Origin of the sequence: Halobacterium sp. R2-5 (assembly GCF_011734195.1) — an archaeon.
Lineage (GTDB): Archaea > Halobacteriota > Halobacteria > Halobacteriales > Halobacteriaceae > Halobacterium.
The window spans coordinates 1,231,337-1,258,286 of record NZ_JAANTH010000001.1; the positions used below are offsets into that span (position 1 = coordinate 1,231,337).

At 68.6% G+C, this 26,950-nt stretch carries 25 protein-coding genes; 19 read left to right on the plus strand and 6 right to left on the minus strand.

From position 1 onward, the window contains the following. The first annotated feature begins 56 nt into the window (after positions 1-56). Positions 57-2,264 (plus strand): PAS domain S-box protein, encoded by a 2,208-nt coding sequence (locus tag G9C83_RS06680; RefSeq protein WP_167245319.1) that lies wholly within the window; start codon positions 57-59, stop codon positions 2,262-2,264. A gap of 4 nt (positions 2,265-2,268) precedes the next feature. Here the strand turns inward: G9C83_RS06680 and dph2 are convergent, their stop codons facing one another. Continuing rightward, positions 2,269-3,303, minus strand: a complete 1,035-nt coding sequence (gene dph2, locus G9C83_RS06685) for a diphthamide biosynthesis enzyme Dph2 (protein WP_167245320.1) — start codon at positions 3,301-3,303, stop codon at positions 2,269-2,271. 163 nt (positions 3,304-3,466) lie between these two features. Here dph2 and G9C83_RS06690 point away from each other — a divergent pair, with 163 nt between their 5' ends. The 9 genes from G9C83_RS06690 to G9C83_RS06730 all read left to right on the plus strand — a co-directional run bounded on the left by G9C83_RS06690 (position 3,467) and on the right by G9C83_RS06730 (position 12,600). Next, complete coding sequence (locus G9C83_RS06690; protein WP_167245321.1) at positions 3,467-4,591, plus strand: extracellular solute-binding protein; 1,125 nt, start codon at positions 3,467-3,469, stop codon at positions 4,589-4,591. Between the two features lie 4 nt (positions 4,592-4,595). Continuing rightward, complete coding sequence (locus G9C83_RS06695; protein ID WP_167245322.1) at positions 4,596-5,729, plus strand: ABC transporter ATP-binding protein; 1,134 nt, start codon at positions 4,596-4,598, stop codon at positions 5,727-5,729. Further along, positions 5,729-6,637 (plus strand): ABC transporter permease, encoded by a 909-nt coding sequence (locus G9C83_RS06700; RefSeq protein ID WP_167245323.1) that lies wholly within the window; start codon positions 5,729-5,731, stop codon positions 6,635-6,637. The genes G9C83_RS06695 and G9C83_RS06700 overlap by 1 nt, the downstream gene beginning before the upstream one ends. After that, positions 6,630-7,442 (plus strand): ABC transporter permease, encoded by an 813-nt coding sequence (locus G9C83_RS06705; RefSeq protein WP_167245324.1) that lies wholly within the window; start codon positions 6,630-6,632, stop codon positions 7,440-7,442. The genes G9C83_RS06700 and G9C83_RS06705 overlap by 8 nt, the downstream gene beginning before the upstream one ends. Before the next feature lie 50 nt (positions 7,443-7,492). Beyond that, positions 7,493-7,891, plus strand: a complete 399-nt coding sequence (locus G9C83_RS06710; protein WP_167245325.1) for a YlbF family regulator — start codon at positions 7,493-7,495, stop codon at positions 7,889-7,891. Between the two features lie 68 nt (positions 7,892-7,959). After that, a complete protein-coding gene (locus G9C83_RS06715) occupies positions 7,960-8,802 on the plus strand; it encodes an MBL fold metallo-hydrolase (protein WP_167245326.1) in 843 nt (280 codons plus the stop codon). An 81-nt stretch (positions 8,803-8,883) separates the two neighbouring features. Next, positions 8,884-10,254, plus strand: coding sequence for a hypothetical protein (locus G9C83_RS06720; RefSeq protein WP_208288431.1), 1,371 nt, complete (start codon positions 8,884-8,886; stop codon positions 10,252-10,254). A gap of 57 nt (positions 10,255-10,311) precedes the next feature. After that, on the plus strand, positions 10,312-11,220 hold the full coding sequence (locus tag G9C83_RS06725; protein WP_167245328.1) for a hypothetical protein: 909 nt from the start codon (positions 10,312-10,314) through the stop codon (positions 11,218-11,220). 69 nt (positions 11,221-11,289) lie between these two features. Next, complete coding sequence (locus tag G9C83_RS06730; protein WP_167245329.1) at positions 11,290-12,600, plus strand: MFS transporter; 1,311 nt, start codon at positions 11,290-11,292, stop codon at positions 12,598-12,600. Here the strand turns inward: G9C83_RS06730 and G9C83_RS06735 are convergent. Further along, positions 12,597-13,667: a fe2+ transport protein gene (locus G9C83_RS06735; RefSeq protein WP_167245330.1), complete on the minus strand. Its 1,071-nt coding sequence runs from the start codon at positions 13,665-13,667 to the stop codon at positions 12,597-12,599. The genes G9C83_RS06730 and G9C83_RS06735 overlap by 4 nt on opposite strands. Positions 13,668-13,746: 79 nt before the next feature. On the opposite strand from G9C83_RS06735, the gene G9C83_RS06740 reads away from it, so the two are divergent. Together G9C83_RS06740 and G9C83_RS06745 are read left to right on the plus strand one after the other, a co-directional pair. Then, entirely contained in the window at positions 13,747-14,703 is a 957-nt protein-coding gene (locus tag G9C83_RS06740; protein WP_167245331.1) for a hypothetical protein, read from the plus strand. 47 nt (positions 14,704-14,750) lie between these two features. After that, positions 14,751-15,056: a putative quinol monooxygenase gene (locus G9C83_RS06745; RefSeq protein WP_167245332.1), complete on the plus strand. Its 306-nt coding sequence runs from the start codon at positions 14,751-14,753 to the stop codon at positions 15,054-15,056. Here the strand turns inward: G9C83_RS06745 and G9C83_RS06750 are convergent, their stop codons facing one another. Further along, positions 15,057-16,343, minus strand: coding sequence for a Tat pathway signal protein (locus G9C83_RS06750; RefSeq protein ID WP_167245333.1), 1,287 nt, complete (start codon positions 16,341-16,343; stop codon positions 15,057-15,059). 182 nt (positions 16,344-16,525) lie between these two features. On the opposite strand from G9C83_RS06750, the gene G9C83_RS06755 reads away from it, so the two are divergent. After that, positions 16,526-18,343 carry a glycoside hydrolase family 15 protein gene (locus G9C83_RS06755; RefSeq protein WP_167245334.1) on the plus strand — a complete coding sequence of 606 codons (1,818 nt, stop codon included), beginning with the start codon at positions 16,526-16,528 and terminating at the stop codon, positions 18,341-18,343. 181 nt (positions 18,344-18,524) lie between these two features. On the opposite strand, the gene G9C83_RS06760 is transcribed toward G9C83_RS06755, so the two are convergent. From G9C83_RS06760 to G9C83_RS06770, 3 genes are all read right to left on the minus strand, one after another. After that, on the minus strand, positions 18,525-19,568 hold the full coding sequence (locus G9C83_RS06760; protein WP_167245335.1) for a tyrosine-type recombinase/integrase: 1,044 nt from the start codon (positions 19,566-19,568) through the stop codon (positions 18,525-18,527). Further along, on the minus strand, positions 19,565-19,939 hold the full coding sequence (locus G9C83_RS06765; RefSeq protein ID WP_167245336.1) for a DUF5805 domain-containing protein: 375 nt from the start codon (positions 19,937-19,939) through the stop codon (positions 19,565-19,567). Before G9C83_RS06765 ends, G9C83_RS06760 begins: the two co-directional genes overlap by 4 nt. Before the next feature lie 614 nt (positions 19,940-20,553). Further along, complete coding sequence (locus G9C83_RS06770) at positions 20,554-21,003, minus strand: hypothetical protein (protein WP_167245337.1); 450 nt, start codon at positions 21,001-21,003, stop codon at positions 20,554-20,556. Between the two features lie 309 nt (positions 21,004-21,312). Between G9C83_RS06770 and G9C83_RS06775 the strand changes: the two genes are divergently transcribed. The 6 genes from G9C83_RS06775 (at position 21,313) to G9C83_RS06800 (ending at position 26,949) form a co-directional block, all read left to right on the plus strand. Then, positions 21,313-21,729, plus strand: coding sequence for an SRPBCC family protein (locus G9C83_RS06775; protein WP_167245338.1), 417 nt, complete (start codon positions 21,313-21,315; stop codon positions 21,727-21,729). Between the two features lie 82 nt (positions 21,730-21,811). Beyond that, a complete protein-coding gene (locus tag G9C83_RS06780; protein ID WP_167245339.1) occupies positions 21,812-23,179 on the plus strand; it encodes an arylsulfotransferase family protein in 1,368 nt (455 codons plus the stop codon). Positions 23,180-23,329: 150 nt separating this feature from the next. Then, the gene (locus G9C83_RS06785; RefSeq protein ID WP_167245340.1) at positions 23,330-23,482 is read left to right on the plus strand and encodes a hypothetical protein; all 153 of its coding nucleotides are present in this window, start codon (positions 23,330-23,332) and stop codon (positions 23,480-23,482) included. A 4-nt stretch (positions 23,483-23,486) separates the two neighbouring features. After that, positions 23,487-24,470: a plastocyanin/azurin family copper-binding protein gene (locus G9C83_RS16025; protein ID WP_243837910.1), complete on the plus strand. Its 984-nt coding sequence runs from the start codon at positions 23,487-23,489 to the stop codon at positions 24,468-24,470. Between the two features lies 1 nt (position 24,471). Then, positions 24,472-26,181 carry a cbb3-type cytochrome c oxidase subunit I gene (locus G9C83_RS06795; RefSeq protein ID WP_167245341.1) on the plus strand — a complete coding sequence of 570 codons (1,710 nt, stop codon included), beginning with the start codon at positions 24,472-24,474 and terminating at the stop codon, positions 26,179-26,181. Between the two features lie 69 nt (positions 26,182-26,250). After that, the gene (locus G9C83_RS06800; RefSeq protein ID WP_167245342.1) at positions 26,251-26,949 is read left to right on the plus strand and encodes a hypothetical protein; all 699 of its coding nucleotides are present in this window, start codon (positions 26,251-26,253) and stop codon (positions 26,947-26,949) included. Position 26,950 lies beyond the last annotated feature (1 nt).

Here is a 26,950-nt window from a genome sequence, read left to right on the forward strand (position 1 = left end):
TTTCCGGGCGGCCGGCAACCCCGTCGTTATTTGCTGAGATAGTCCCATGCGAGCGTATGGACGTCGGTACGAGCGCGACGACCGAGCCGATACGCGTCCTCCACGTCGACGACGACGAGTCGTTCGGTGAACTCGCCCGCACGTACCTCGAACGCGTCGACGACTGTCTCGACGTCACCACCGCGACCAGCACGACGACCGCCCTCGGCGCCCTCGACGGCCACGACTGCGTCGTCTCCGACTACGACATGCCCGAGCAGAACGGCATCGAGTTCCTCGAACGCGTCCGCGACGAGCGCCCCGAGCTGCCGTTCATCCTCTTCACCGGGAAAGGCAGCGAGGAGGTCGCCAGCGACGCCATCTCCGCGGGCGTCACCGACTACCTCCAGAAGGAAGTCGGCACCGACCAGTACACCGTGCTCGCGAACCGCATCCGGAACGCCGTCGAGCGCCGGCGCTCCGAGCGCGCGCTCGACGAGCACAACCGCCGCCTGCAGACGCTCATCAGCAACCTCCCCGGGATGGTGTACCGCTGCCGGAACGAGCCCGGCTGGCCGATGGAGTTCGTCGGCGGCGAGTGCGAGCAGCTCACCGGCTACCCCGCCGCCGCACTGGAAGCCGGCGACGCCGTCTGGGGCGAGGACGTCATCCACCCCGACGACCGCGACGGGATGTGGACGACCGTGCAGAGCGCCATCGACACCGGCGACCCCTTCGAGGTCACGTACCGCGTCGTGACGCGGGGCGGCGACACGAAGGTCGTCTGGGAGCGCGGGCGCGGCATCCGCGACGGTGACGGCGGTGTCGAGGCCATCGAGGGGTTCATCACGGACGTCACCGACCAGCGCCGCCGCCAGCGCCGCCTCGAACGCACCTCCGAGCGCTTCGAGGCGCTGTTCGAGAACTCCCCGGACATGGTGAACATCCACGACGCCGACGGCGCCATCGTCGACGCCAACCAGCGGTTCTGCGAGGAACTCGGCTACGACCGCGCCGACGTCGTCGGGATGCGCGTCTGGGACGTCGACACGGAGGCCGACCCGGAGGGGGTCGCGTCGATGGAGGCCGAGATGGAACGCGGCGACGTGCGGCGCTTCGACGCGGAGTTCGAGCGCAGCGACGGCTCGACGTTCCCCGTCGAAGTCCACCTCGCGCAACTGGAGGTCGGCGGCGAGCGCCAGTACCTCGCCATCAGCCGCGACGTCACCGAACGCAGGGAACGCGAGGCCGAACTCCGGCGGCTGAAACGCCAGTACGAGACGGTCTTCGAGAACGCCCAGGACGGCCTGTTCCTCCTGGAGGTCGTCGGGGACGACGACGACGTGGAGTTCGTCTACCGCCAGCTCAACCCCGCCCACGAGGCGATGAGCGGGCTGTCCGCCGAGAGCCTCGTCGGGAAGACCGAGCACGAGGCGTTCCACTCGGCGCTCGGCGACCAGACCACCTCCCACCACCGCCGGTGCTACGAGCGCCGCGAGCCCGTGGAGTTCGAGGAGGTGTTCGAGTTCCCCGCCGGCGACATCGTCGTCTCGGGCACCGTCTCGCCGGTCGTCGTCGACGGCGAGGTCACCCACCTCGTCGGCGTCACGCGGGACGTCACGGAGTTCAAGGAACGCGAGCGCGCGCTCCGCCGGGAACGCGACCGCCTGGAGGAGTTCGCGGACATCCTCAGCCACGACCTCCGCAACCCCCTGAACGTCGCGCAGGGGAACCTCGAGCTCGCCCGCCGAGAGGTGGACGCCGACCACCTCGACACCGTCGCGAACGCCCACGAGCGGATGCGGACGCTCATCGACGACGTGCTCGCGCTCGCCCGCCAGGACGGCACCGTCACCGACCTCGAGGACGTCGCGCTAGACCGCGCGGCCAAGCGCGCGTGGTCCACGGTCGCGACGGGCGACGCCGCGCTCGCAATCGAGAGCGAGCAGGTCGTCCGCGCCGACGAAGGCCGGCTCGTACAACTGTTCGAGAACCTCTTCAGAAACGCGGTAGAGCACGCTCCCGAGAACCCGGACGACTCCGTCACGGTCCGCGTCGGAGACGTAGACGGCGGCTTCTACGTCGAGGACGACGGGTTCGGCATCCCGGAAGAGGAGCGCGGGCGCGTCTTCGAATCCGGCTACTCCACCGCCGACGGCGGGACGGGTCTCGGGCTGACGATCGTCTCGGAACTCGCCGCCGCGCACGGCTGGGACGTGGCAGTCACCGAGGGAACTGACGAGGGGACGAGAATCGAAGTCACGGGCGTCGAGCCCGCCGAGTGAGCGGCTACCAGGTGCCGTGGAAGGTGTCGAAGGAGAGGTCTTCGAGGGGCTTGTTCCCCACCGCGATCTCGTACTCGCCGGGCGTCAGCATCGGCTTGTGGAACTGCGGGCCGTCGTCCGTCGTGATGCGCGGGCAGCCCGTGTTCACGAACGCGTCCATGTCGAAGTTCCGGAGGCGGTCCGGGGTGACCTCGTCCATCGTGATGAGGTAGGCGTTGTCGTTGTTCTCCACGATCTCGTTGGCCTGGTCCCAGCGGCCCTGTCCGATCTTCGTGCAGAAGATGACGCCCCACTTCTCGGCGTCCATCGCCTTGTGGACGGTGGCGTAACGCTGCTTCAGGAACTTCTCCGTGTCCGCGACGGACACCGAGTTGTTCACCGGGTCCGCGATGACGACCTTCTTGTCGGGGTGCTCCATCGCGAGGCCGAGCGGGTGGAACTTCCCGCCGCCGACGTACAGCACCTGGTCGGCGTCGATGTCCGCGCTCGCGTAGTTACAGCCCAGGACCTGGCCCTCGTGGGTGAGGCGGTCGTCGCCCTTCCGCGTGTGGACGTCGAAGCCGCGCTCGGTCAGCCACTCCTTCATCTCCCCGAAGAGGTTCATGTGCTGGGCGGTCGTGACGAGGCCGACGTCCCCGACCTCCAGCTCTTCGAGGGACTGCTCCATGATGGGCTCGACGTCGACGTTCGAGAACAGCGGCACGTAGATGATCTTCTCGGACTCCTTCATCGGGGAGTGCCCGAAGTGGACGAAGACGTCCGTCCGCCGCATCATGTACGTGTCCAGGTCGCAGGCGCCGTAACACGGCTGGCCGGAGATGAGGACGCGCGTGTCCTCGGGCAGCAGCTTCCGGAGGTCGTCCGCGACCCCGGGCGCGCTGCGCTTCAGCCCCTCGGGGAACTGCAGACCGACCTTCTCCGCGTCGCGCTCCTCGACCGCTTCCACGATGCGGTCGAGCTCGTAGTCCCACGTCCGGTCGTGTTTCAGGGAGAGCCCCGTGTTCCGGAGGTCTCCGGAGGTCCGCTCCTGCTGACTCATTGAGACGCCGTACGCTGTCACGCCGTTTAACGTCGGCGCTTCCCCCTCCCGCTCGGTCACGGCACCAGACGGAGCGAGACGCCCGAAACTCCTTGTTGTGGACTCTCATGAAGGGGTGCCGATGCCATCACTGTTTTATGTCGCACTTCGTTTGAGCCCGGGTATGTCAGGCAACGGCCTGGACAACACGGGCGAGAATCGAGACACTAGACACAGCTCTGCGAGCCGCCGAGCGTTCCTCGGTGCGGCCGGGACCGCCGGCGCGAGCGCGCTCGCGGGCTGCACGGGAATGCTCGGTGGAAGCGGCGGACCGACGACGCTCCGCGTGACGGTCTGGAGCGGCAACTACGTCGAGCGCTTCGAGGAAGCCATCCGCCCCATCTTCGAGTCCCGGTTCGACGCCGAACTCGAGCTGGTCTCCGGGTGGAACTCGCTGCTCGCGAAGATCAAGTCTGCGCCCGCCGACGACCCGCCGTTCGACGTGACGGTCGCGTGCGAACCAATCTACTACAACGGCCGCACGCAGGACCTCTTCGAGGAGCTCCGCTACGAGGACCACATCCCCAACATCGACAACGTCATCCAGCACTACAAGGACATCCGTCCGCACTCCCACGGCGCCCCCGTCGACGGCGCGCCGCTGAGCATCCTCTACGACACGGACCTCGACGAGCCCGTGGAGACGTGGAGCGACTTCACCGACTCCGTCGTCCAGCAGTCCGACGGCGTCGGCGTCGACTCCGGGTTCTGGATCTACCCGCTGCTCGCCGCGGGCGTCGGCACGGACGCCGCACCCGGCGCACAGGAGCTCTACGAGGAACAGCACCACGACGCCCTCGTGGACACCATCGAGGCGTGGCCCGTCGAGGGGTGGGCGTCCTCCGGGACGGACATCTGGCAGCAGTTCCAGAACGGCATCATCGACGCCGCCCAGTGGTACTTCGACCAGGTCTACTACGACATGGAAGACCACCCGAACGTCGAGTTCTCGATGCCCGAGCAGAACGCCGGCTGGATGAACAACTGGGCGGTCGTCCGCGGCACTGACAAGCGCCGGCTCGGCGAGGAGTTCATCAACATGCTCCTCGACCCCGAAGTCCAGAGCAAGTGGGCCGAGGACCACCCGCTGTTCTTCACCACGTCGGACATGTCCTACCCCGACGACCTCGCCCAGTACCTCCCGACCACCGCGGAGGAGGCCCAGCAGTGGTCCATCCCGCAGTGGGAGGAGGTCGCTCCGCACTCGGCGAAGTTCTCTGACAAGTTCAAGCAGATGAAGAACCAGTAAGGCGATGGCTTCTGTAACACTCGCTGACCTGACCAAAGAGTACGGTGACCTGACCGCCGTGGACGGCCTCGACCTCGACGTCGACGACGGCGAGCTGCTGTGTCTGCTCGGCCCGTCGGGCTGTGGGAAGTCCACGACCCTGCGGATGCTCGGCGGCCTCGAGACGCCGACTGACGGCGACGTCTACATCGGCGACGAACGCGTCACCGACGAACCGCCGTACGAGCGGGCCACCTCGACGGTGTTCCAGTCCTGGGCGCTGTTCCCGCACAAGAGCGTCCTCGAGAACGTCGCGTTCGGCCTGAAGATGGACGGCGTCGACGAGAACGAGCGCAACGAACGCGCCCGCGAGGTCCTCGACGTCGTCGAGATGGGGGAGTTCGCGGACGCCGACCCCGGAGACCTCTCCGGCGGCCAGAAGCAGCGCGTCGCGCTCGCGCGCTCGCTCGCCATCGAGCCGGACGTCCTCCTGCTCGACGAGCCGCTGTCGAACCTCGACAAGCGGCTCCGCGAGCAGATGCAGCTCGAACTCCGCAACATCCACGACGAGGTCGAGACGACGTTCGTCCACGTCACCCACGACCAGAACGAGGCGTTCACGCTCGCGGACAGCATCGCCATCATGAACGACGGTGACGTCGAGCAGGTCGGCGAGCCACGGGAAGTGTACGACGACCCGGTGAGCCTCTTCGTCGAGGAGTTCCTCGGGGACACGAACCTCGTGGACGCCCGCGTGGCGACGGAGATCGACGGCGGCGTCGTCGCCGCCACCGAGTTCGACGAGGAGATCGAGGTGCCGACGCCGGGCGGCGACGTCGGGCCCGGCGACCCACTGACCATCTCGTTCCGCCCCGAAGAACTCGACGTCTCCCGGGTCGCCGCCGACGGCGGCCAGTCCGCCAAACCGGTCGAGACTGGGGACGTGACGACCTCCCTCGAGGGCACCGTCACGGACGTCCTCTATCGCGGGTCGTCGGTCCGGTTCTACGTCCAGATCGGGGAGACGAGCGTCTTCTTCGAGCAGAGCGTCGGGGACCAGACGGACTTCGAGGTCGGCGACTCCGTCGTCGTCTCGTGGGACCCCGCGGACCTGCTCGTCTTCTCGGAGGGTGAACGCCTCGGGCGAGGTGGGACGTGATGGGCGCGCTGGCCGACGAGTCGATGTTCGCGTGGTTCGGCGAACGCATCAAGAGCCGAGACCCCACGTCGGTGTTCCTGCTCGCGCCGCTCGCGGCCTTCGAGCTGGTGTTCTTCGTCGTCCCCTTCCTCATCCTCGTCCGGATGAGCCTCAACAGCCAGCCCGAGACGGGGTTCTACGAGACCGGCTGGACGCTCGCCGCCTACGGAGACATCCTCGCGTCGGACCTCTACCAGCAGATGATCCTGTTCTCGTTCAAGCTCGGCGTCATCGCGACCGTGACGGCGGTGGTGCTCGCGCTGTTCTACGCGTACGCCGCCTACCGCGCCGACGGCTTGACGAAGTCCGTACTGCTGTTCTCGGTCATTCTCCCGCTGCTGACGACGCTGGTCGTGAAGACGTACGCGTGGCGGCCGCTGCTCGCGCCGAACGGCGTGCTCAACGACTTCCTCCTCTCGGCGGGGCTCGTCGGGAGTCGCATCCAGTTCGCGCCCTCGATGTTCGGCACCGTCGTCGGGCAGGTGTACATCGTGTTCCCGTACGCCGTCCTCGCCATCTACAGCGTGCTCTCGACGCTGGACTGGGACGTCGTCGAAGCCGCGCGGGACCTCGGCGCGTCCCGGCCACGGTCGTTCGTCGAAGTCGTCCTCCCCGAAGTCCTCCCCGGCGTCGCCGTCGCGACCGTCGTCTCGTTCGCGTGGAGCGTCGGCGCGTACGCGGCCCCCTCGCAGCTCGGGACGGGCTCCCAGACCACCTTCGCCATGGAGATCGGGAACCTCATGCTCACGAACTTCAACTGGCCGCTCGGCGCGGCGTTCGCCCTCCTGATGCTGGCCGCGATGCTGGCGGCGTCGCTGGCCGTGATTCGCCTGCTCACCGGGTCCGTGGGAGGTGTCCAAGATGTCTGACGTCGTCTCCCGCGAACGCGTCGAGGACGCCCTGTTCCGCGCGGGCTACTGGCTCGTGTTCGCCGTCCTCATGCTGCCCATCGTCGTCGTCTTCGTGACGTCGTTCCAGCAGTCGTCGTACCTGACGTTCCCGCCCAGCGGCTACACCCTGGAGTGGTACGCGACGTTCTTCGGTAGTGAGGAGTGGCTCGGCGCCGTCCGCGACAGCCTCCTCATCGGCGTCGGTTCGTCCCTGCTCGCGACCGTCCTCGGCGTCACGGGGTCGCTGGCAGTCCAGCGCTCGGACTCGCGGGCAGCGAAACTCCTCCCGCCGATCGTCTTGCTGCCGCTGCTCGTCCCGCCGGTCGTGCTCGGGCTCACCCTGCTCATCTACTTCAACCGAATCGGGCTCACGAACAGCTACGTCAACATCGTCGTCGCACACGCGCTGTGGGCGACGCCGCTCGTGTTCTTCATCATGCAGTCCGTGTTCGCGCGCTTCGACTGGAGCCTCCGCGACGCCGGCATGGACCTCGGCGCGCGTCCCGGTCGCGTCTTCTACCACGTCATCCTGCCGAACGTCCGGAGCGGCGTCGTCATCTCCACGGTCGTGGCGTTCATCGTCAGCCTCCAGGAGTTCATCATGGCGCTGTTCCTGAAGTCCTTCGAGGTCCAGACCGTGCCAGTGCTCGCGTGGACCTCCCTCCAGTCCTCGCTCACGCCGATGGTCAGCGTCGTCTCCGCGTTCCTCGTGCTCGCGTCCGTCGTCGGCGTGTTGCTCTCGGCGGCCGTGATGAACCTCGAGTGGCTGGCCGAACAGCTGTAGCCGCCCCCGCTTCCGGCAGCTTCAAACCCCGCGAGCGCCAACCGCGAGACATGAGCGTCGACTCCGACTCCGCGACCGCCACCGGCACCTCGAAGGCCGACGACCTCGCGCGCCAGCTCGGCGAAGCCATCACGGACACGCCCGAGTACCAGCGCTACGAGGAGACGAAGGCCGCGGTCGAGGACAGCGAGGAAGTCCAGGAGCGCATCAGCGAGTTCGAGGACCTCCGCCAGGAGTTCATGCTCGCGCGCCAGACCGGCGACGCCACCCAGCAGGACGTCGAGAAGGTCGAAGACGCCCAAAAGCGCCTCCACGAACACCCCGTGATGGCCGAGTACCTCGACGCCCAGGACGAACTGGAAGCCAAGTTCGAGCTCCTCAACGACCTGATCTCGGAGCCGCTGGCCGTCGACTTCGTCGGCGAGTCCGGCGCCTGCTGTCAGGACTGACTCCCCTTCTTCGCCGCGCCGTCGCGCGACCCCGGAACGTTTAGGAGCCGACCGAGAGACCTACCGGTATGGTCCACTCCGACTGGGGCGACTGGCTCCCCACCGCCGTCGAGGACGCGGCGCCCGAGGGGGTCGCCGTCTGGTATCTCGGCTGCAACGGTTTCGTGCTGAAGGGCTCTGACGGGACGACGCTGTTCGTCGACCCGTACCTCGGCACGGGCGACCCGCCGCGCACGACCCGCATGATTCCGGTGCCGTTCAATCCGCGGGACGTCACCGAGGCGGACGCCGTGCTCGCAACGCACGAGCACACCGACCACGTCCACGGCCCGAGTCAGGCGCCGATTCTCGCCGAAACCGGCGCCGCGTTCTACGCGCCCGACGACTCCGTGGCGGTCGCGCGCGGCGAGGAGGCGTGGGACGACAACTACGCCGTCGACACCGACCAGTACGAGGAAGTCGTCGAGGGCGACAGCTTCGAGGTCGGCGAGTTCACGGTCCACGTCGAGCCCGCGCACGACCCGGACGCCACTCACCCCGTCTCGTACGTCTTCGAGCACGACGCGGGCACGATTTTCCACGGCGGCGACACCAAGCCGAGCGACGAGTTCGCCGAACTCGGCGCGGCGTACGACATCGACCTCGGGATTCTGGCGTTCGGGACAGTCGGGAACATTCCCGACAAGCAGACTCGCGAGCCGAAGCGCACGCGCTGGTACAACGACGAGAACCAGATCGTCGAGGCCGCCAGCAACCTTCAGGTCGACCGCCTGCTGCCTTCCCACTGGGACATGTGGAAGGGCCTGACGGCGGATCCGACCGCCCTCCACCACCACGTCCGGAGCTTCGAGTCCCCTCGTTCGCTCGAGATCGCGGAAATCGGCGACCGCGTGGACGTGACAGGGAAGTAACGTTCCCCTGCGAGCGGCGGGTAATTTAAGTCTCCGTCCGCGTAGGTGGGGGTATGCACGACCCACACGCGGGTGGTTCCAGTGAGTGACGAGACGGTCGTCGAGACCGACGGCGTCGCGGTGAGCAAGTTCTTCAACGCCGAGGACTTCCCCGTGCCCGCAGTCGCCTTCGACGTCGACTCCTCGCGGGACGACGCGGTCACCCTCCGCATCGTCGACGAGATTCCCGACGAGTTCGGCATCGACCAGATCGGGTTCCACCCCGAGTACGGCAGCGAGCACTGGACGGCCAGCGGCGACGGCGTCGTCCGGTTCGAGCGCGAGATCGACGCCGGCGAGACGTTCACCACCGTCTACGGCGTGCGCATGGAGGACGGCCAGGACGAGACGCCGTTCCTCTCCGCGCCGACCGTCGAACTCGACGGCGAGGACATCGGCGACGTCGTCCCGCCGGAGTCCACGTCGGTCGTCCGCGAGCTCGCGGGCGGCGAGCGCGACACGGTCCCCGGTCTCGAAGACGACGGCGAGGAGGCCGGCCTGGAGGCCGACATCGAGGGCAGCATCGAGTCCCTCGAAGAGGAGGACGCCGAAATCCTCGAGGGCGACGTCGACATCGGCGCCGACGACGAGCCGGAGTCGGAGCCCGAGCCCGAGCCCGCTCCTGAGGCGGCGTCGAACGCGAGCGAGGAAGCCGAGGGGGGCTTCGAGGAGGAGCCGCCGACCGAGCCCGAGGCCGAGGGCTTCGGCGCCGAGCAGCCCGACCCGCCCGCGGCTGACGCCGAGGAGCTGAACGAGCCCGAGGCGCAGGGCTTCGACGGCGACGACGCCGACGAGTCCGGCGAAACGGCCGCCGAGCCCGCAGCCGTCGGCTTCGACGCGGGCGACGTGGCCGGCGCGCTCGCGGAGGCCATCCGGAACGACGAGGTCAGCGACGACGACCTCGCGACGTTCGAGGAGGCGTTCGGCGGCGTGCCGAACAGCACCGAGGTCGAGATCGACCACCTCCAGAGCCGCGTCTCCGAACTGGAGGCGTACACGGACGCCTTAGAGGAGTTCCTCGACGAGGAGGGCACCGCCCAGCAGCTCGTCAGCGACGTCGAGAGCGAGGTGTCCTCGCTGTCCGCGGAGCTCGCGGACCTCGGCGACGAGCTCGCGGAAGTGGAGGCGAGCGTCGAGGACGCCGCCGGCGACCGCGAGGAGCTCCGCGAGCGCGTCGCGGACGTGGAAGCCGACGTGGGCGCGATAGACGACCTCCGCGAGGACGTCGAGCGCGTCCGCGGGGACGTCGACGCCCTCGACGAGCGCCTCGAAGACACCGAGGAGGACGTCATGGCGGTCGACGAGCTCGAGGGCGACCTCGAGGACGTCTCCGAGGACCTCGACGACCTGGAGGACCACGTCGACGACATCGAGGAGTGGCGCGACCAGCTCTCGGACGTCTTCGGCACGTAACCCCGGCTCTTCTCCCGAATCACAACGGTTTTCGGCGCGCGCCGGCTCTCTCCGACAATGACAGCGCCGGTGCGCGTCGCCGTCCCGCGGAAGGGGCGGCCGCTGGAAGCCGTGCTCGACAGATTCGCCGCTCGCGCCGACGCGACCGCGGTCGCCGACGAGGTGGCCTCGACGCTCCGCTACGAGAAGGCCGTCACGAAGGACGAACAGGACGCCGAGCGGGGCGTCTACGACCGCCTCGCCGCGTACAGCGAGCCCGAAGACCCCCGCCGGCCGGACTTCACGCTGCTGCGGGACGCCCGCGCGGGCAAACCCCGGCGCGTCGTCTTCGATTCGCTGACCCTCGACGTCGGGGGGACGCCCGTCCAGCTCGTCGGCCGCGAGGAGCCGTTCCGCGCGCTCCGCACCCACGAGTTCGCGCTCGGGTTCGACAGCGCCGACCTCGTGCTCGAGGAGGTCGTCCAACTGGAGCCCGAGCCGCTCTCGACCATCGCGGACCTGAACGACCGCATCGACCCCCACGACACGGACGTGCGCGTGATTTCGGGGCTCGGCGACACTGTCCACCACACGCTGCTGGCGACGCCCGCCGCCCGGCAGTCGGTCGGTGCCGACGACCTCGACCGCGCGTTCCTCGCGGCCTACGAGGGCGACGTCTGCATCAGCCCGCGGTACGAGCGCCTCGTGCGCGCGGTTCTCGGCACGGACACCACGCAGGGCATCGAGTTCGTCTACCCGGACGCGGGCCGCGAGGAGGAGGCCGCCATCGCGGACGTCGGCGTCGGCGTCTACCTCACGGTCACGGGGTCGACCGCCCGCGAGCACGGCCTCGAAGTCGGCGAGCGCCTGTTCCCCAGCGAGACGGTGCTCATGGAGAACCAGTCAGAGGCCGGCAGCGACGACGTCGAGGCCGTCAAGCGCGCGCTCGCGACCGACGCCGAGGAGACCGCGATTCCCCCGCAGTAGCCGTCCGCTGACCGCGCTGGTCGCCGTGCCGTACTGTTATCTGCGAACCCCTCGAACCGCCGCGTAGCTATGGGTGACGACCGCCGCTCGGTCGACCCGGGCGCGCCGTTCCGGCAGCTCGCGTCGATGGAGCGGGACGTGCTCGTGCTCTCGGTGGCGATGTTCGCGTTCAGCCTCGGCTTCCAGATGACCAGCCGGTACGTCCCCCGGTACATGAGCGTGCTCGGCGCCGGAGCGGGCGTCATCGGGCTCTACGGCAGCCTCGGCAACCTCGTCAGCGCCGTCTACCCGTACCCGGGCGGCGCCGTCTCGGACCGCCTCGGCTCGCGGCGCGCGCTCACCGCGTTCGGCCTCGTCTCCGCGCTCGGGTTCCTCTTCTGGCTGCTCGCCCCGCGACTCGGCACGCTCGAGGTCGGCCCGGTCGCGGTGCCGCCGTGGGCGTGGATCTTCGCCGGCCTGTTCCTCACGCAGGCCTGGAAGTCGTTCGGCCTCGGCGCGACGTTCGCCGTCGTCAAGCAGAGCGTCCCGAACGCCGAGCTCGCCGCCGGGTTCGCGAGCACGGAGACGTTCCGCCGGGTCGGCTTCCTCGTCGGGCCGCTGCTCGCCTCGGGGTTCATCGCGTACGCCGGCGACTTCACGCTCGGCTTCCAGTGGGTGCTCGCGGCCGCCGTCGCGTTCGCCGCCGCCGGCACCGCCGTCCAGCACGTCCTCTACGACCCCGCGGGCGACAGCATCGGCGACGAGTTCGAGGGCGTCCGGCAGGTCGTCGCCGACCTGCGTGGGCTCCCCGCGGAACTCCGGCCGCTGCTGGTCGCGGACGTGCTCGTGCGGTTCGCGAACGGGATGGCGTACGTGTTCTTCGTCATCGTCGTCACGGAGTTCCTGGGCGGCGACGGCGTCGGCTTCGCGGGCTTCGGCGTCTCCCTGAGCCCGGAGGCGTTCTTCGGCGTGCTGCTCGGCGTCGAGATGTTCGTCGCCCTGCTGTCGATGCTCCCGGTCTCGCGGCTCGCCGAGCGCGTCGGCCTCAAGCCCGTCATCGCCGCGGGGTTCGCCGTGTACGCGACGTTCCCCGTCCTCCTCATCAACGCGCCCGCCGACCAGTGGGCGCTCGTCGCGCTGTTCGCGTACTCCGGCCTGCGGTTCGCCGGCCTCCCCGCCCACAAGGCGATGATTGTCGGGCCCGCCGAGAACGAAGCGGGCGGCCGCGTCACCGGGACGTACTACCTCGTGCGGAACGCCGTCAGCATCCCGAGCACCGCGCTCGGCGGCGCCGTCTACGCGGTCTCGCCGACGCTGTCGTTCACGCTCGCGACCGCCGTCGGCCTCGTCGGCACCGGCTACTTCCTCGCGTTCGGTCGGGAGTTCGACGCGTACGCCTAGAGCGTCAGCGTCACGGACTCGGTGTCGAGAAACGCCGTCTCGTAGCCCTCGTGGCGGCCGACCTGCGGCGGCTGGCGCACCGAGAGCGTGAGGTCGTCGCCGTCCTCGACGCTCGGCACCGCGGCACCGAGGTGGAGGCCGAGGTCCGGGCTGAGCGTGCGCGACAGCGTCCCGTCGTAGACCGTCTCGCCGTCGCGTTCGAGCGTCGCGTCCAGCGCCATCGCCGAGAGCTCGTAGCCGTTGTACCGCGTGCGCGCCGACACCGCGAGGTACGCGTCCTCGGGGCTCCCGACGCGCTCCGCGGACGCGAGGTCGGTGACGACGAAGTAGGCGTCGTCGATGGCTGCGGTGCCGCGTACCGCCCCCGGGAGGTCGTCGCGAGCGGGCGCGAACGACTTCGGGTAGCTGGTCTCGCGCGGCGCGAGCGCGCCCGGTTCGCCGGCCTGCTCGATCGGCGAGGAGCCGACCCGCGCCCGCGTCTCCTCGGTGAACTCCACGGTCATCTCGGCGGTCTCGACGCTGTCGAAGCGCCCCTCGAAGGCGCCCGTCTTGCGGGGGGCGGTGGCGCCGATGGAGACGGTCGCGGTGTACGTGCCGTCGCCGTCGAGGCTGAAGTTGTCTCCGTAGTGCGAGCCCATCGGCTGGGAGAGCATCGGGTAGAGCACTTCCTGCGCGAGGAACTCGCCGCGCTCTAGCTCCACGGAGACGGCCGCAGCCGGCAGCACGGTGTCCGTCTCGTCGTCCCAGACGACCGCCATCAGATGGACGTCGTCCTCCGGGCTCTTCGCGGTCTTCGAGACGTCCTCGTTGGTCAGCGTCCAGAACGTGTGCGGCACCGTGAACAGCAACGCGACCGTGTAGTCGTCGACGGTCGTCGTCCCCTGCATCGCCATCCGCTCCTCGAAGGACTGCACGTAGACGCCGTCGGGCTTCTCGGCCGTCGTCTGCGTCGGTTCGGTCGTCGCTGGCGGTTCGGTCGTGGCGTCGTCGGTGGCGTCGCTCGCGCAGCCGGCGAGGAGGGCGGTGGAGGCGAGCGACCCGAGCGCGAGGAACCGTCGGCGGCGCATACGCCCAACGGCGGCCGGCGGGACAATAGAGTTCCCGGTCTCCAGAAGCGTTAACCCCGCTTGCCGGGTAGACGCGGGCATGCGACGCGCCGCCATCGCCGCCCTCCTCGCGGTCGCGCTCGTGGCGTCCGCGGCCCCCGCCGCCGGCCACGGCAACCACGTCGAAGTGGACAGCCAGCGCTCGACGGACGGCACCGTCGTCGTGGAGGCCGTCCGCCCGCTCACGGACGGCTTCCTCGTCCTCCACCGCGCCACCGGCGACGGCGAAGTCGGCGAGCCAATCGGCCACACGGACGTCCGGATGGACGACGGCTTCCAGCAGGGCGTGCCCGTCGAGATGGACGACGACGCGTGGGCCGACTGGCCCGAGAACGGCACGCTGTGGGTCGTCTTCCACGCGGATAGCGACGACAACGGCGAGTTCGACCCCGGGACGGACGAGCGCGCGTCGGCGTTCGGCGCGTCGACCGGGCAGGCCGTGACCGTCGCGAAGAGCGACGAGCCGGCGAGCGTACTCGCAGAGCGCGAGGGCGCACAGCAGACCGCGTCCGCGACCGCGACCGTCTCACGGGCCGTGCTCCCCGAAGACGGCTTCCTCGTGCTCCGCACGGACTCGGGCACTGACGGCCGCGTCGTCGCTACGAGAGCGCTCGAACGGGGCGCTCACGAGAACGTCAGCGTGGACTTCGACCCGTCGGCGTTCCCCCAGAATCGCTCGACCGTCGGCCTCTACGCGCAACTGTACACCGACGACGGCGACGGAGAGTTCTCCGAGGGCGACCAGCTCGTGCGGGCCGGCGACAGCCCCGTGAGCTCGTACTTCCTCGTCTGGCAGGTCGACGAAGCGACTGCGACGACCGGCCCCGTCGTCCAGACGCCCGGTGACGACGGCGACGTCGTCACGCCGACCGAGACCAGCGACGCGACGACGAGCGAGCCCGACACGAACGAATCCGACGCGACCGTCCCGGGCTACGGCGTCGTCCACGCCGTCGTCGCCGCCGCGCTCGCAGCCGTTCTGCTCGCGCGGCACTGAGTGTCGCTACCCAGACTTACTTCGGCCCGCCCGCGGTACGTTGACGCGTGATCGTACTCCACGCGACCTTCCCGATCAACCCGGAGCGCCGCGAGGACGCGCTCGAACTCGCCGACCACCTCGTCGAACAGTCGAACGAGGAGGCGGGAGTCATCGACTACCGCGCCGCCGTCGATGTCCAGGACGAGCACGTGATTCGGTTCTTCGAGCAGTACGAGGACGCGGCCGCCGTGGACGCCCACGAGGAGAGCGAGCACTTCCAGCGCTTCGAGGACGAGCTCCCCGACCTGCTCGCGGGCGAGCCCGAGGTCCTGCAGTTCGACGTCGACGACGTCACCGAACTCGGCCTGTAGTCACGGGTCGGGCGCGGGGAGCGCGCGCAGCTCGCGGGGCGGCACGAGGAAGTAGCCGCGGCGCCGCGCGAAGACGTACTCGAGGATGCCGTTGTTGACGCGCTGGCGGACCGCCGGCGACGAGTCAACGAGGTCCGTGCCGTTCATCGCGCGGCGAACGTCCTCGAACGTCGATATCTCGCGCTGGAGCGACGGGAAGTGGAGGCTCGCGACCTCGCGGTCGGAGCCGACGTCGTCCGTGGACTCGAAGTGCCGGCGGAGCACGCGCACGTTCCCGTCGGCGTCGCGGTTCGAGCGCGCGGCCTTCTGGGCGTGCCCGACGCGGCCGTACTCGCGGGCGTGAGCCTCGACGTCGTCGACGTACTCGTCGATGCGGCTGTCCGCGCCGAGGTTGTTCCCGACGCCCTCGACGAGGCCGTCGGCGGCGTGGCCGGGGCTGAACAGCTCCGTCACGCGCTCCTCGTAGCCCTGTTCGACGTACCAGTCGTCGAGGCGCTGGCGGAGGTTCGAGACGACCTTCGTCGTGCCGCCAGCGAACGGCGCGGACTCGATGGTGACGTAGTCCTCGGTCGCCTGATTCTCCCGGAAGCCAGCCGTGAACCCCATGAACAGCGGCGCGTCCTCGGGCACTGGATTCGTGTCCGGGACGCCGTCCGCGTCCTGGCGCTCGGCGGGCATCCCCGCACCGACGAACCCGGTCCGTCGCGACTCGACGGACAGCGCGTCCGTCAGCGGCTCTGCGTCGACGCCGTTCGCTTCGTCAGTCTGCCCCGTGAGCGCGTGTTCGGCTTCGAGGACGACGTCCGCGCGGTCGCTGGCGAGGTGGACGAGCGCGTCCTGGGTGTCGAAGACCGGGTCCTCGAACGGCGACAGCGGCGCCGGCTCCGGGAGGTCGACGTTCACGGGCGCGGCGTCGAAGCGCTCGAAGTACGCCCGCGAGTACGCCACCGAGAACAGCAGGCCGTCGCTCGACCACTCGTAGGCCTCGTCGAGCACGGCGAGCGCGCGCTCGACGGTCTCTCGGTCGGCCTCCGTCGGCGGGCCGTCGCGGTCCAGCGATAGGTAGAGGAGGGTCTGGTGGCGCGGCAGTTCGACGTTCCCGTAGTCGTCGGTGCGGACGTGGTCGTTCCACGCGTGCTGGCGGGCGGGCTTCGAACCGGGGGAGCCGGTCGGCGGGCCGTCGTCGGGCGCGAGGTCGACGCAGGCGGCGAGGGCGGTCGTGGTGCCGGCGGCGACCGCGGCCTTCAGGACGTCCCGCCGCGACCGGCCGTCGGAGGGGGACGGCATTCGACTGCGGCTTGGGCGCGGCGGGGCTTGGGTGTTGCCGTTACTGGACGTCCGAGCTCGACGCGCCGTTCAGGAAGGAGACCGTGGCGGCGCCGAGCGCGAGGTCGAGGACGGCGACTGACGGCTCCCCGGCTGGCGTCCCCGCCCTCGGAAGTTATGGACGAACCGCCCGTACGTCCCGTATGGGGTACGCGCCGATAGAGAACTACGGCCTCGTCGGGAATCTCGAAACGTGCGCACTGGTCGGCGACGACGGCTCCGTCGACTGGTGTTGTTTCCCGCACCTGGAATCCGGGAGCGTGTTCGCCGCGATTCTCGACGACGAGACGGGCGGCCACTTCGACGTCCGGCCCAGCGGCGCCTTCGAGTCCGAGCAGTCGTACGTCGAGCGGACCAACGTCCTCGAGACGACGTTCTCCGTGGACGGCGGCGAGGCCGTGCTGACGGACTTCATGCCGGTCAGGCACGCCCGGTCGGCGACGACGCTCGCCACGCCGGCGCTCGTCAGGCGGGTCGCGTGCACGAGCGGAGCCGTCGAACTCGACGTGGAGTTCCGCCCGCGCTTCGACTACGCGCGCGCCGAGACCGTCCTCGAACCGACCGACTACGGCGTCGCTGCGCGCGCCGGCGGCGACCAGCTCAACCTCCACAGGTCGCTGTCCGTCGACCAGGACGCGGACGTCGCGCACACGACGCTCGCGCTCGACGAGGGCGACTCCGTCTGGTACCTCGCCCAGTACGGCCAGCCGGAACGAGAGTTCCCGTCCTACGAGGAGCTCCACGACGATACGGTGCGGTACTGGCACAGCTGGCTGCGCGGCTGTCGAAACGAGCGGGAAGCCGCCGACAGCTGGTCGGCTGCCGCGGTCCGTTCGCTGCTCGTGCTGCGGCTGCTCATCCACCAGCCGACCGGCGCCATCGCCGCCGCACCGACGACGTCGCTCCCGGAGGAAGTCGGCGGCGTCCGCAACTGGGACTACCGGTTCAGCTGGCTGCGGGACTCCGCGCTCACCATCCGGACGCTCGTCCGCATGGGGTGCCGGGAGGAAGCCCGCGGGTTCGTCGAGTGGTGCCGCAACATCATGTACCAGGGCGACCCCAGCGACGCCGCCCGGCCGTTCTACCACCCCCTGTACGGCCTCCACGGAGAGACCGACATCGTGGAGGAAGTGATTCCGAACCTCGAAGGCTACCGCGAGTCCGCGCCCGTTCGCGTCGGGAACGCCGCCGTCGACCAGCGCCAGCTCGACGTCTACGGGGAGCTCGTCCTCGCGATCTACGAGATGGCCCGCTATCAGGAGGTCGTCACCGACCGGCTCTGGGATACCGTGACGGACATCGTGGAGTACGTCTGCGAGGCCTGGACGGAGCCCGACAGCGGCATCTGGGAGGTCCGCAGCGAGCCCCGGCACTTCGTCCACTCGAAGGTGATGTGCTGGGTCGCCGTCGACCGCGCCATCAGAATCGCCACTCGGAGGGGCTTCGACGCGCCCGTCGAGACCTGGACGGACGAGCGCGCGGAGATCAAGGCGGCGATTCTCGACCGCGGCTACGACGAGGACCGCGGGTCGTTCGTGCGGGCGTTCGGGTCGGAGCAGCTCGACGCGGTCGCGCTCCGCATGTCGATTCTGGAGTTCCTGCCGCCCGACGACCCCCGCATCGTGAGCACCATCGAGACTATCCGCGACAAGCTCGCGACGGAGGACGGGCTCGTGTACCGCTACTTCGGGGAGGACGGCATTCCCGGGCACGAGAACCCGTTCGTGCTGTGCTCGTTCTGGCTCGTGCAGTCGCTGTTCCGCGCGGGCCGCGAAGACGAGGCCGAAACGGTCTACGAGAACGTGATGGAGTACGTCTCCCCGCTCGGTCTGTTCGCCGAGGAGATCGAGCCGGAGACGGGCGAACACCGGGGGAACTTCCCGCAGGCGTTCAGCCACATCGGGCTCGTCCAGTGCGCCCGTCACTTCCACACCTCCCAGGACGCCGACGTTCCCGAGTGACTCCCCAGAAGCCAGCCGAAACGCGGCGGCTGGTCGCGTTACCGAACACCTTATCGTCGTCTCTCCGCCCGTACAGGCGACAACGAGGGTGTTACGTGGACAGTACTGAGGGGGAGACGCGGTCGCCCGAACCACCAATTTCTATATTGCATCATACGATTTACGCGTTGGTTTTCGAGCGTTACGTCAGCGAGTAGATGTAGTCCAGGTAGACGCGACGGACCCGGTCGCCCCAGTTGTGGGTGTACGTGTCGATGACGTCGTCGGCGACGTCCCCGCGGAGGTACTTCACGATGCCGCGGTCTCCGGTCCTGTCCCGGAGGTGCGTAGTGAAGAAGTGCCGGAAGTAGTGGGGCGTGACGTTCTCCGCGGCGTCCGCGCCGCTACGGTACCAGCCCTCGCGTTCGGCGTGCTCGCGCACCGCCGAGCGCACCATCTCCGGCGTGAGCCGCTGTCCCCACGCGTCTCGCGTACTCGCGAACAGGGGCTCCGCGGGGGACGGCGTGTCTGGTCGAATCGCCAGCCAGCGCACGAGCGCGGCCTTCAGCTCTCCGTCCACGGGGACGAGCGTCGCGCGTTTGCGCTTGTTCGAGGCCGTCCGCTCCTCGCCGTTCGCGACCTCACCGCGGCTCACGTCCGGGTCGACGAACAACGTGTCCGGGTGCCCCTCGAGCTGCGGCCGCGTCCCGAGGTCGTAGGCCTCGCTCACTCGCGGTTCGTCCAGCGCGACGTCCCGGAGGTCGAGGTTGCAGAGCTCGCCCACCCGGACCCCGGTCTTCAGCAGCGTCAGCATGACTGCGCGGTCGAGCGGGTGCGTGACGCCGTCGACGAACGCCCGCATCCCCGGAATCGAGATCTCCCGCCGCGTCGGGTCCGTGTCGATGGCTTCGTCCATCTCCTGGGTGACCAGCGTCATCGGGTTGCCGTCGAACTCCCCGACCTGAGTCATGTAGCCGTAGAACCGGTTCAGGTAGGAGGCGTACGTCGCGACCGTGCTGTCCGCGTGGTCGCCGCGGAGCTCGTGCACCCACGCCAGGCAGTCCCGGCGGTCTGCCTCCGCGGGCGTCGTCGCTGTCTCGGCGAGGAACGCCTCGAACTCCCGGAGGACGCGCCCGTAGGCCTCGCACGTCCGCTCGGACTTTCCGTGGTAGGACATGTCTTCGAGGAAGTACTCGATCGGGTCCTCGACGCCTCCGCCCCGGGACCGGCCCGCGCGCTCGCTCATCGGTCGCCCCGCAGCACGTAGCCGTTCTCACGGGGGTCGTGGCGAATCCGGCCGGCGTCCTCTAGTTCCTGGACGGTCTCGTAGAGCCTGTCCTCGAAGTCCCCGGAGAGCTCGGCGACCAGTTCGTCCCACGACAGCACTCCCTCGGAGAGCGAATCGAGGACCCGGTCTTCGAGGCCGCTCCCCCCAGGGGTAGCGTCCCCAGAACCACCTTCCTCGCGGCCGGTCAGGAACCCTCGCCGCCCGGCCTGTACCATCGTCCTGAGGTACTCGCTCTGGGACATGTCCAGCTCGTCGGCGTGCTCGCTCCACCGCTCTTTCTGCTCTGTCGGCACGTACGTCTTCGCGACTGCGCGGTCCTCGCCGGCCATGCTCGTCGGATTTCACCCCGCGCACTTCAGTGTTCCCCTACAAGTGATAAGGGCATTTATCACTCTGGACGAGGCCTGTTCTGGTGCCAATGTGGTGCTACTATTCTTGATTATTTCGCTTCTTGCACCTTCTAGAATGATATTCGACCTCTACATGTAGTGCTGGATTCCGTGATAAGGATAATCCACGGGCGGAGTCTCTCTTCGGTCTCTGCACAGATCACGTCCAACTTTGACGGGGCCGCGACTGGCGTTCCACTCCGAGGCGGGACCGTTGTTGTAGAAGTCCTCCTTCGTATCCGGGATGCTGCTTCAGCAACTGCTCGCAGTTCCCTGGCGACGACGGGCAGCCCTACGATTGCATCTTCGGCCCCCGGGCTGTTCGATCTACTGTCAGGCGCGACACGCGAGCGTGTAGGAGGCTACCTCTACTCACGGGTGAAGAACCGAGGAAGCCGGAATCAGTCGGTCCCACCCACAGATGATAGCGGGAGGCGACTGCACGGTGGCTACTCGGCGGCGCCTCGCGCTCACGACGAGACACGGGGCTGTTCCGCTCGCCGGCAGCCCCGAGAGGAGACGCGTCTCGGTTGTGATATTCGTGGCCGAATCGGTCACCCGCTGATGCTCGATCCGTCGTCTCGGCGCTCGTCCGAAGTCGACGCGCCCGGCACTCTTCGATAGGGGCGTCGAGTTCGTCGTCGTGGACCGTCACGAGGACGTTCGACTTCGTGTTGGACCTGTACACGGCGAGCGGAAACGACGCGAGGCTCGACGGGGGCTTTCTCGACGAACACGTCGAACGAACTCCCCTCGGGCTCGTCGATTCGGGACAGGATGTCGCGGTGGTCGTCCGCGGGAACGTCGACCGTCCCGGAGATGGGCGTGGACTCCCCGATTATCCCGGCCGTGACCGCCAGCCCGGCGTTGGCTACGTCGACGAAGGTCAGGTTCGCGACGGCGCGGGAGACGAGTTCGGTGCTCGTGTGGGTCCCGTCGTCGTCAGTAAGACAGTCAGTGAAGACGGGTGGGGCGGCCGCACTGGCCGTCTGCCGGTGGGGCACACCCTGAGCGCCTTCGCGGGCCGACGAATACCTCGTTGAGCGTACTGTTCGTCACTGACTACCAAGACACCTCGGCCGCGATGTGAACGAATAAATCAAATGCAGCTATATCAATTTAGGGCGCGTGTTCGGACCTATCGTGTCGCACCGGCGCCGGATTCCGTCGTTTCATCACCTCACGCGCTACGGTCTCTACCGAGCGTTTGCTCGGAGCGTGGCGAGCGCGCGGACGCGCCCGGGACGGGTAGACGTTCCCGGAGGCTGGGACCGAGGGAAACCCGCTTTTCCGCGGCGAGCGAACGCGCTCGCATGAACGACGTCACGGAGACGCGGCGAATCGCGGCGCCGCCCGCGGCCGTCGAGGACGCCACGACGGACCTCGAAGCGTTCGTGCGCTCGGCGGGCTTCGACGAGGTCGACGTCGACGGGGAGACGATTCGCGTCGCGAACAGCGTGGGTATCGCGGACATCGTACTGGAACTGGAAGTCGTCGACCGGGAGGGCGCGGCGCTCGCGTACGAGCAGCGCGAGGGGATCTTCGGGCAGATGTGGACGAGCTACGCCGTCGAGGCGCGCGCGGACGGCGAGGAGTCCGAAGTAATTGCGCAGACGGCGTTCTCGCTGGACGTCCCCGTCGTCGGCGACGTGCTGGACGCGACGCTCATCGAGCGCCAGCGCCGCAAGGAACTGCGCGCGCAACTCGACTGGCTGGAGGCGGAGACGTAACAGCAGTTGCTATCGCGACTTCGAAACACCTGGTATAGAACTCGTAAATACGCCTTTTGTAAAGTATCCTGAACTGACGTGTATGCGCACCACGACGGCGTTCAGGGTCGTGTTCGCCTCGGCCATCCTCGTGTCGTCGGCCCTCCTCGTCGCCTCCGCGGTTCCCACAACCGCCGAGAACACGGACGAACAGACCCAATCCGACTGGAGTCTCACCGTCGCCGACGGGTACAACACGAGCAACCCCGGCGAGCGGACCACCGTCGTCACCGCACACGTCACCGGCGGCGACATCTGGCAGTACTCCCTGAACGGCACACTGCTGTACCACGACGACACCCACGACGCCTACTGGGACGTCGACCCGGTCCCCAACGAGTCGAACTCGGTCGTGTACGTCGCCACCGACGAAGTCCACAACGAGTCGCTGTGTGACCCCGTCGGCGACGACGAGTCCTGCTACCGCCAGATCATCGAGCGCGCGAACCTCACGACCGGCGAGACCGAGGTGCTGTACTCGCGCGTGGACCCGACGGACTACCGGCAGTGGCACGACGCCGACCGGGTCGGCGACTCGCGGTACGTCGTCGGGGACATGCACGCCGACGAGGTGTTCGTCGTGAACACCACCACCGGCATCGTCACGTGGGAGTGGAACATGCAGAACCACTTCTCGCTCGATTCGGGCGGGCAGTACCCCGACGACTGGGCGCACATCAACGACGTCGAGCAGCTCGAAGACGGGCGCATCATGGTGAGTCCCCGCAACCACGACCAGGTGATCTTCCTCGACCCAGAGACCGGCCTCCAGGAAAACTGGACGATCGGCGCGGACGACCGCTTCAGCGTGCTCGACGGCCAGCACAACCCGGACTACTTCGACGAGTCCGCGGGCGGGCCCGCCGTGTTGATCGCGGACTCGAACAACAACCGCACCATCGAGTACGCGCGGACCGAAGCCGGCGGCTGGGAGCAGTCCTGGGTGTGGCAGGACGAGCGGCTCACGTGGCCGCGCGACGCGGACCGACTGCCGAACGGCCACACGCTCATCACCGACACCAGGGGCGGGCGAGTCGTCGAGATAAACGAACAGGGGGAGGTCGTGTGGAACCTGACCCGTGTGGGCCACAGCGAGGGCGGGTACGCGGCGTACGAGGCCGAGCGACTGAACACGGGTGACGAGAGCGCCGGCGGTGAGAGCGCCGCCTCACTCGGTCTGACCTCGCGAACCGCCCAGGACGACGAGGACAGCGCCGCGAGAGACGCGAACGCCTCGGACGCCGGACTCGTACCCGAGAGCGTCTCGAACACCGCCAGTGGCGTCGTCCAGGCGCTGCTCGGCCTCCCCGCCTGGGTGCTGCTCGCGACCATCGCCGCCACCGCGCTGGCGTGGTTCGGCGTCGAACTGTGGCACGACGACGGCGCCATCCAGGGCGCCCCAAGACGATAGAACGGCGGCTCCCGGAAATCGGGTAGCGGCCTGTACCGGCCGACAGTTTCGTTCTCGACTCCGAATAGAGCGACCCGTTGTCAGCTACTGGTAACCCTGACGAACGCGTTCGGGGCAACTTCCTCCGGGGGTGCGCGACGACGCTCGACTATGTCCAGTGACACGACCGACGGGGACAGCCCGCCGTGGCCCCAACAGCTCCTCGACAGCGAGTGGCTGCTGGCGGGCGCGGCCATCCTGTACTTCATGGTCTCGTACGTCCTGTGGGGTGTAATCGACATCTTCACCGTTCCCGCGGGGTGACACGATGGGCGACGACGATCACTCCCCGCTCGACTCCCCGGAGGGCGACTGGTGGAATCAGTCGGTCAACCGCCGGGAGTCCATCTGGCTGGGCATCTCGGGCGCGTGGGCGGTGTCGCTGTTCGGCTGGATGGTCGGCTGGACGCAGTTCGGCGAGCAGAACCAGACCGGCGAGACCTACGAGGTGACCACGGAGCGCTACCGCCAGAAGGTCCAGTCGTTCAAGGACTCGGCGGGCGCGCTCGACGTGGACGGCGAGGAACTGCTCGTGCCGGACGGAAACGACGTCTACGTCGGCGCGCTCCAGTGGGGCTGGGACGGCCTCCCGGTCGTGCTGCGCCCGGGCGAGACGTACAAGTTCCACCTCGGCTCCTACGACGTCCAGCACGGGTTCGGCGTGCGCCCGGAGGGCAACCTCAGCAAGCAGATTTCCCTCCAGATTCTCCCCGGCTACGAGTGGGTGCTGGAGATGTCCTTCGACGAGACCGGCACCTACCACGTCGTCTGTAACGAGTTCTGTGGCGTCGGCCACCGCTCGATGCACGGCACGTTCGTCGTGCGCGACCACGAGCCGGTCGAGACCGGCAGCAGCAACTCGGGCGAGGAATCCGGCGCCGCCTACGACGGCTGGTTCACGAGCGACGCGCGCGGCGGCGCGACCGAGACTTTCGAGGGCTCGCCGACGGACGCCACCGACCAGAGCGAGGTCACCGTCGACGTCGGCGCGGAGGGGAACGGCGGGCCGTACGCGTTCGGCCCGACCGCCGTCCAGGTGTCCTCGGGGACGACGGTGAACTTCGAGTGGGTCTCGGACAACCACAACGTCCTCGTGGAGTCCCAGCCCGACGGCGCGGGCTGGCAGGGCGTCGAGTCCTTCGAGAACGAGGGGTACAGCGACTCGGTCACGTTCGAGGAACGGGGCGTCTACACGTACTACTGCGAGCCCCACCTCGGCATGGGGATGAAGGGCGTCGTGGAGGTGGTCTGAGATGTTCGGATTGAGCACGTTCGAGTACGACAGCGACGGCTTCCGGGAGTGTGGCGTCACGGGGCTCACGATTCACAAGTCCGCCGAGGACCTCGTGAAACTGTTCGGCGTCACCGCCATCGTCTCGCTGGCGGTCGGCGGCGCGTTCGCGCTCACGGTCGCGATGACCCGCTGGGAGGCGATCGGCTTCCTCGACCCCGGGCAGTACTACCGGTTCACGAGCCTGCACGCGTGGTTCATGATCCTGTTCTGGATGGTGTTCATGGAGATCGCCATCCTCTACGTCGGCGGGCCGTTCGTGCTCGGCCGCCGGCTCTCCGTCCCGAAACTCGGCTGGGCGGGCTACGGCATCATGGTGCTCGGCGGCGGCCTCGCCGTCTACAGCATCGCGACGTACGAACTCCCGAACCAGGCGCCGTTCTACACGTCGTACGTCCCGCTGCCGTCGCCCGCGCCGTACTTCGCGGGCGCCGTCCTCTTCCTGCTGGGTGCGCTCGTCGCCGCCGTCCCGTTCTTCGTGACGCTCTGGCACGAGAAACGCGAGCACCCGAGCAAGACGCTGCCGCTCATCACGTTCGGTGCGTTCATCACCGCCGTCATCGCGCTGGAGGCGCTCGTCGGCGGCATCACCGCGCTCGTCCCCGCGTTCCTCTGGCGCGTCGGCTTCCTCGAACACCTCGACGCGGCGTGGTACCGCCAGATGTTCTGGACCATCGGTCACGGCAGCCAGCAGATCAACCTCCTCGCGATGATCACGGTCTGGTACTTCATGACCCACGTCGTCGGGGGCGCCGAGGTCGCCTCCGAGAAGATCTCCCGCATCGCGTTCGTGCTCTACCTCTTCTTCATCAACCTCGGCGCCGCCCACCACCTGATGTCCGACCCCGCGCTGTCGTCGTCGTGGCGCATGTGGAACACCTCCTACGCCGCGTACGGCGCGGTCGTCGCGTCGATGATTCACGCGTTCGCCATCCCGGCGGGCCTCGAAGCCGGTCGCCGGCGGAAGGGCGCGGGCGGCGGCCTCTTCGGCTGGCTGTGGTCCGCCCCCTGGAAGGACCCCGGGTTCTCCTCGACGATTCTGTCCATCATCCTGTTCGGCTTCCTCGGCGGCATCACCGGCGTGATGATGGGCCAGATGCAGCTCAACATGAGCTGGCACAACAACCTCGCCGTCCCCGGGCACTTCCACGCCACCGTCGTCACCGGCACCACGCTCGCGTTCATGGGGCTCGCGTACTACGTCCTCAGACTCGTGTTCGGTCGCGACTGGATCGGCGGCATCCTCGCGTCGATCCAGCCGTTCTTCTACGCCGGCGCGATGGCCGTCGTCTGCCTCATGATGATGTACCTCGGCCTCCTCTTCGGCGTGCCGCGGCGCCACCCCTCCGTGATGGACATCCCCGGGACCGCGTTCGACTTCTCGCCGTCGGCGCCGTTCTTCGCGGTGTTCGGCGTCGCCGCCATCCTCTCCGTCGTCGGCGGCGCGCTGTTCGTCGTGATCGCGGTCGGCACGCTGGTCGCCGGCGACAGCTTCGACGGCGGCCCCCTCGTCGACGACCCCGCGCTCACCGCGGACGGCGGCGACGGCGAGGTCCACGAGCAGAGCATGCGCGGGACGTTCGCGCTCACGCTCGTGTTCCTCGCCGTCTTCGTCGTGCTGTACGCGCTGAACTGGTTCCTGCTCTCGAACGTCTGGCAGATCGGGCCCTGACTCCCGCAAATATATTCGGGACAACCCCCACCCGGTCCGCTCGCGAATCTCCACGCAAGGTGATGCGCCGTGTCTAACAGGTCCGAGCGGGCGTCGCCGTTCTCGGGCGCCATCGCGAGCGCGGTCGGCAGCGGCTGGCGGGCCGCGAAGACCGTCTACTACGCGAACTCGGTGAGCTGGCGGGTGTTGAAGAGCGGCGCGCTCCTCTTCCTGGGCTTCTTCCTCTGGGCGGGGTCGAACGTCCTCGAGTCGTACGTGGACTGGGGGTTTCTCGACTACACGATGGCGTACGGGTTCGTGGTGCTGTTCTACGGGCCGATCCACCACGTCGTCGTGATTCCGCTGGCGCTCCGGTGGCGGCGGTCGTCGGGGCTGCGCCAGCGCGTCGGGAAGCGGCTCCCGACGGCGATGCTCGCGGTGTTCCTCGCGGTCGTGCTCGTCGCCGGGACGTTCCCCGCGGGCGCGATGACCGTGGACTTCGGGTCGGCGATGACCGCCGACGGTGCGCCGGACGCCCAGCCGGAGCTGGCGTGCTCGGAGACGGCAGGCGGCGACGCGGTGGCCTGCGAGGTGACGAACGCCGAAGGCGTCGACCGCGTCGTCGTCACCACCGGGAGCGGCACGGAGCTGCGAGCCGTCGAGGACCCGCCGTACGACTTCACCGTCCGGAAGGACGAGATCGAGGCGACGATGGACACCAAGCAGTTCACCGTCCACTTCTACGACGAGCACGGCGACCTCCTCCGGCGGTACACCCACCGGCTCTGAG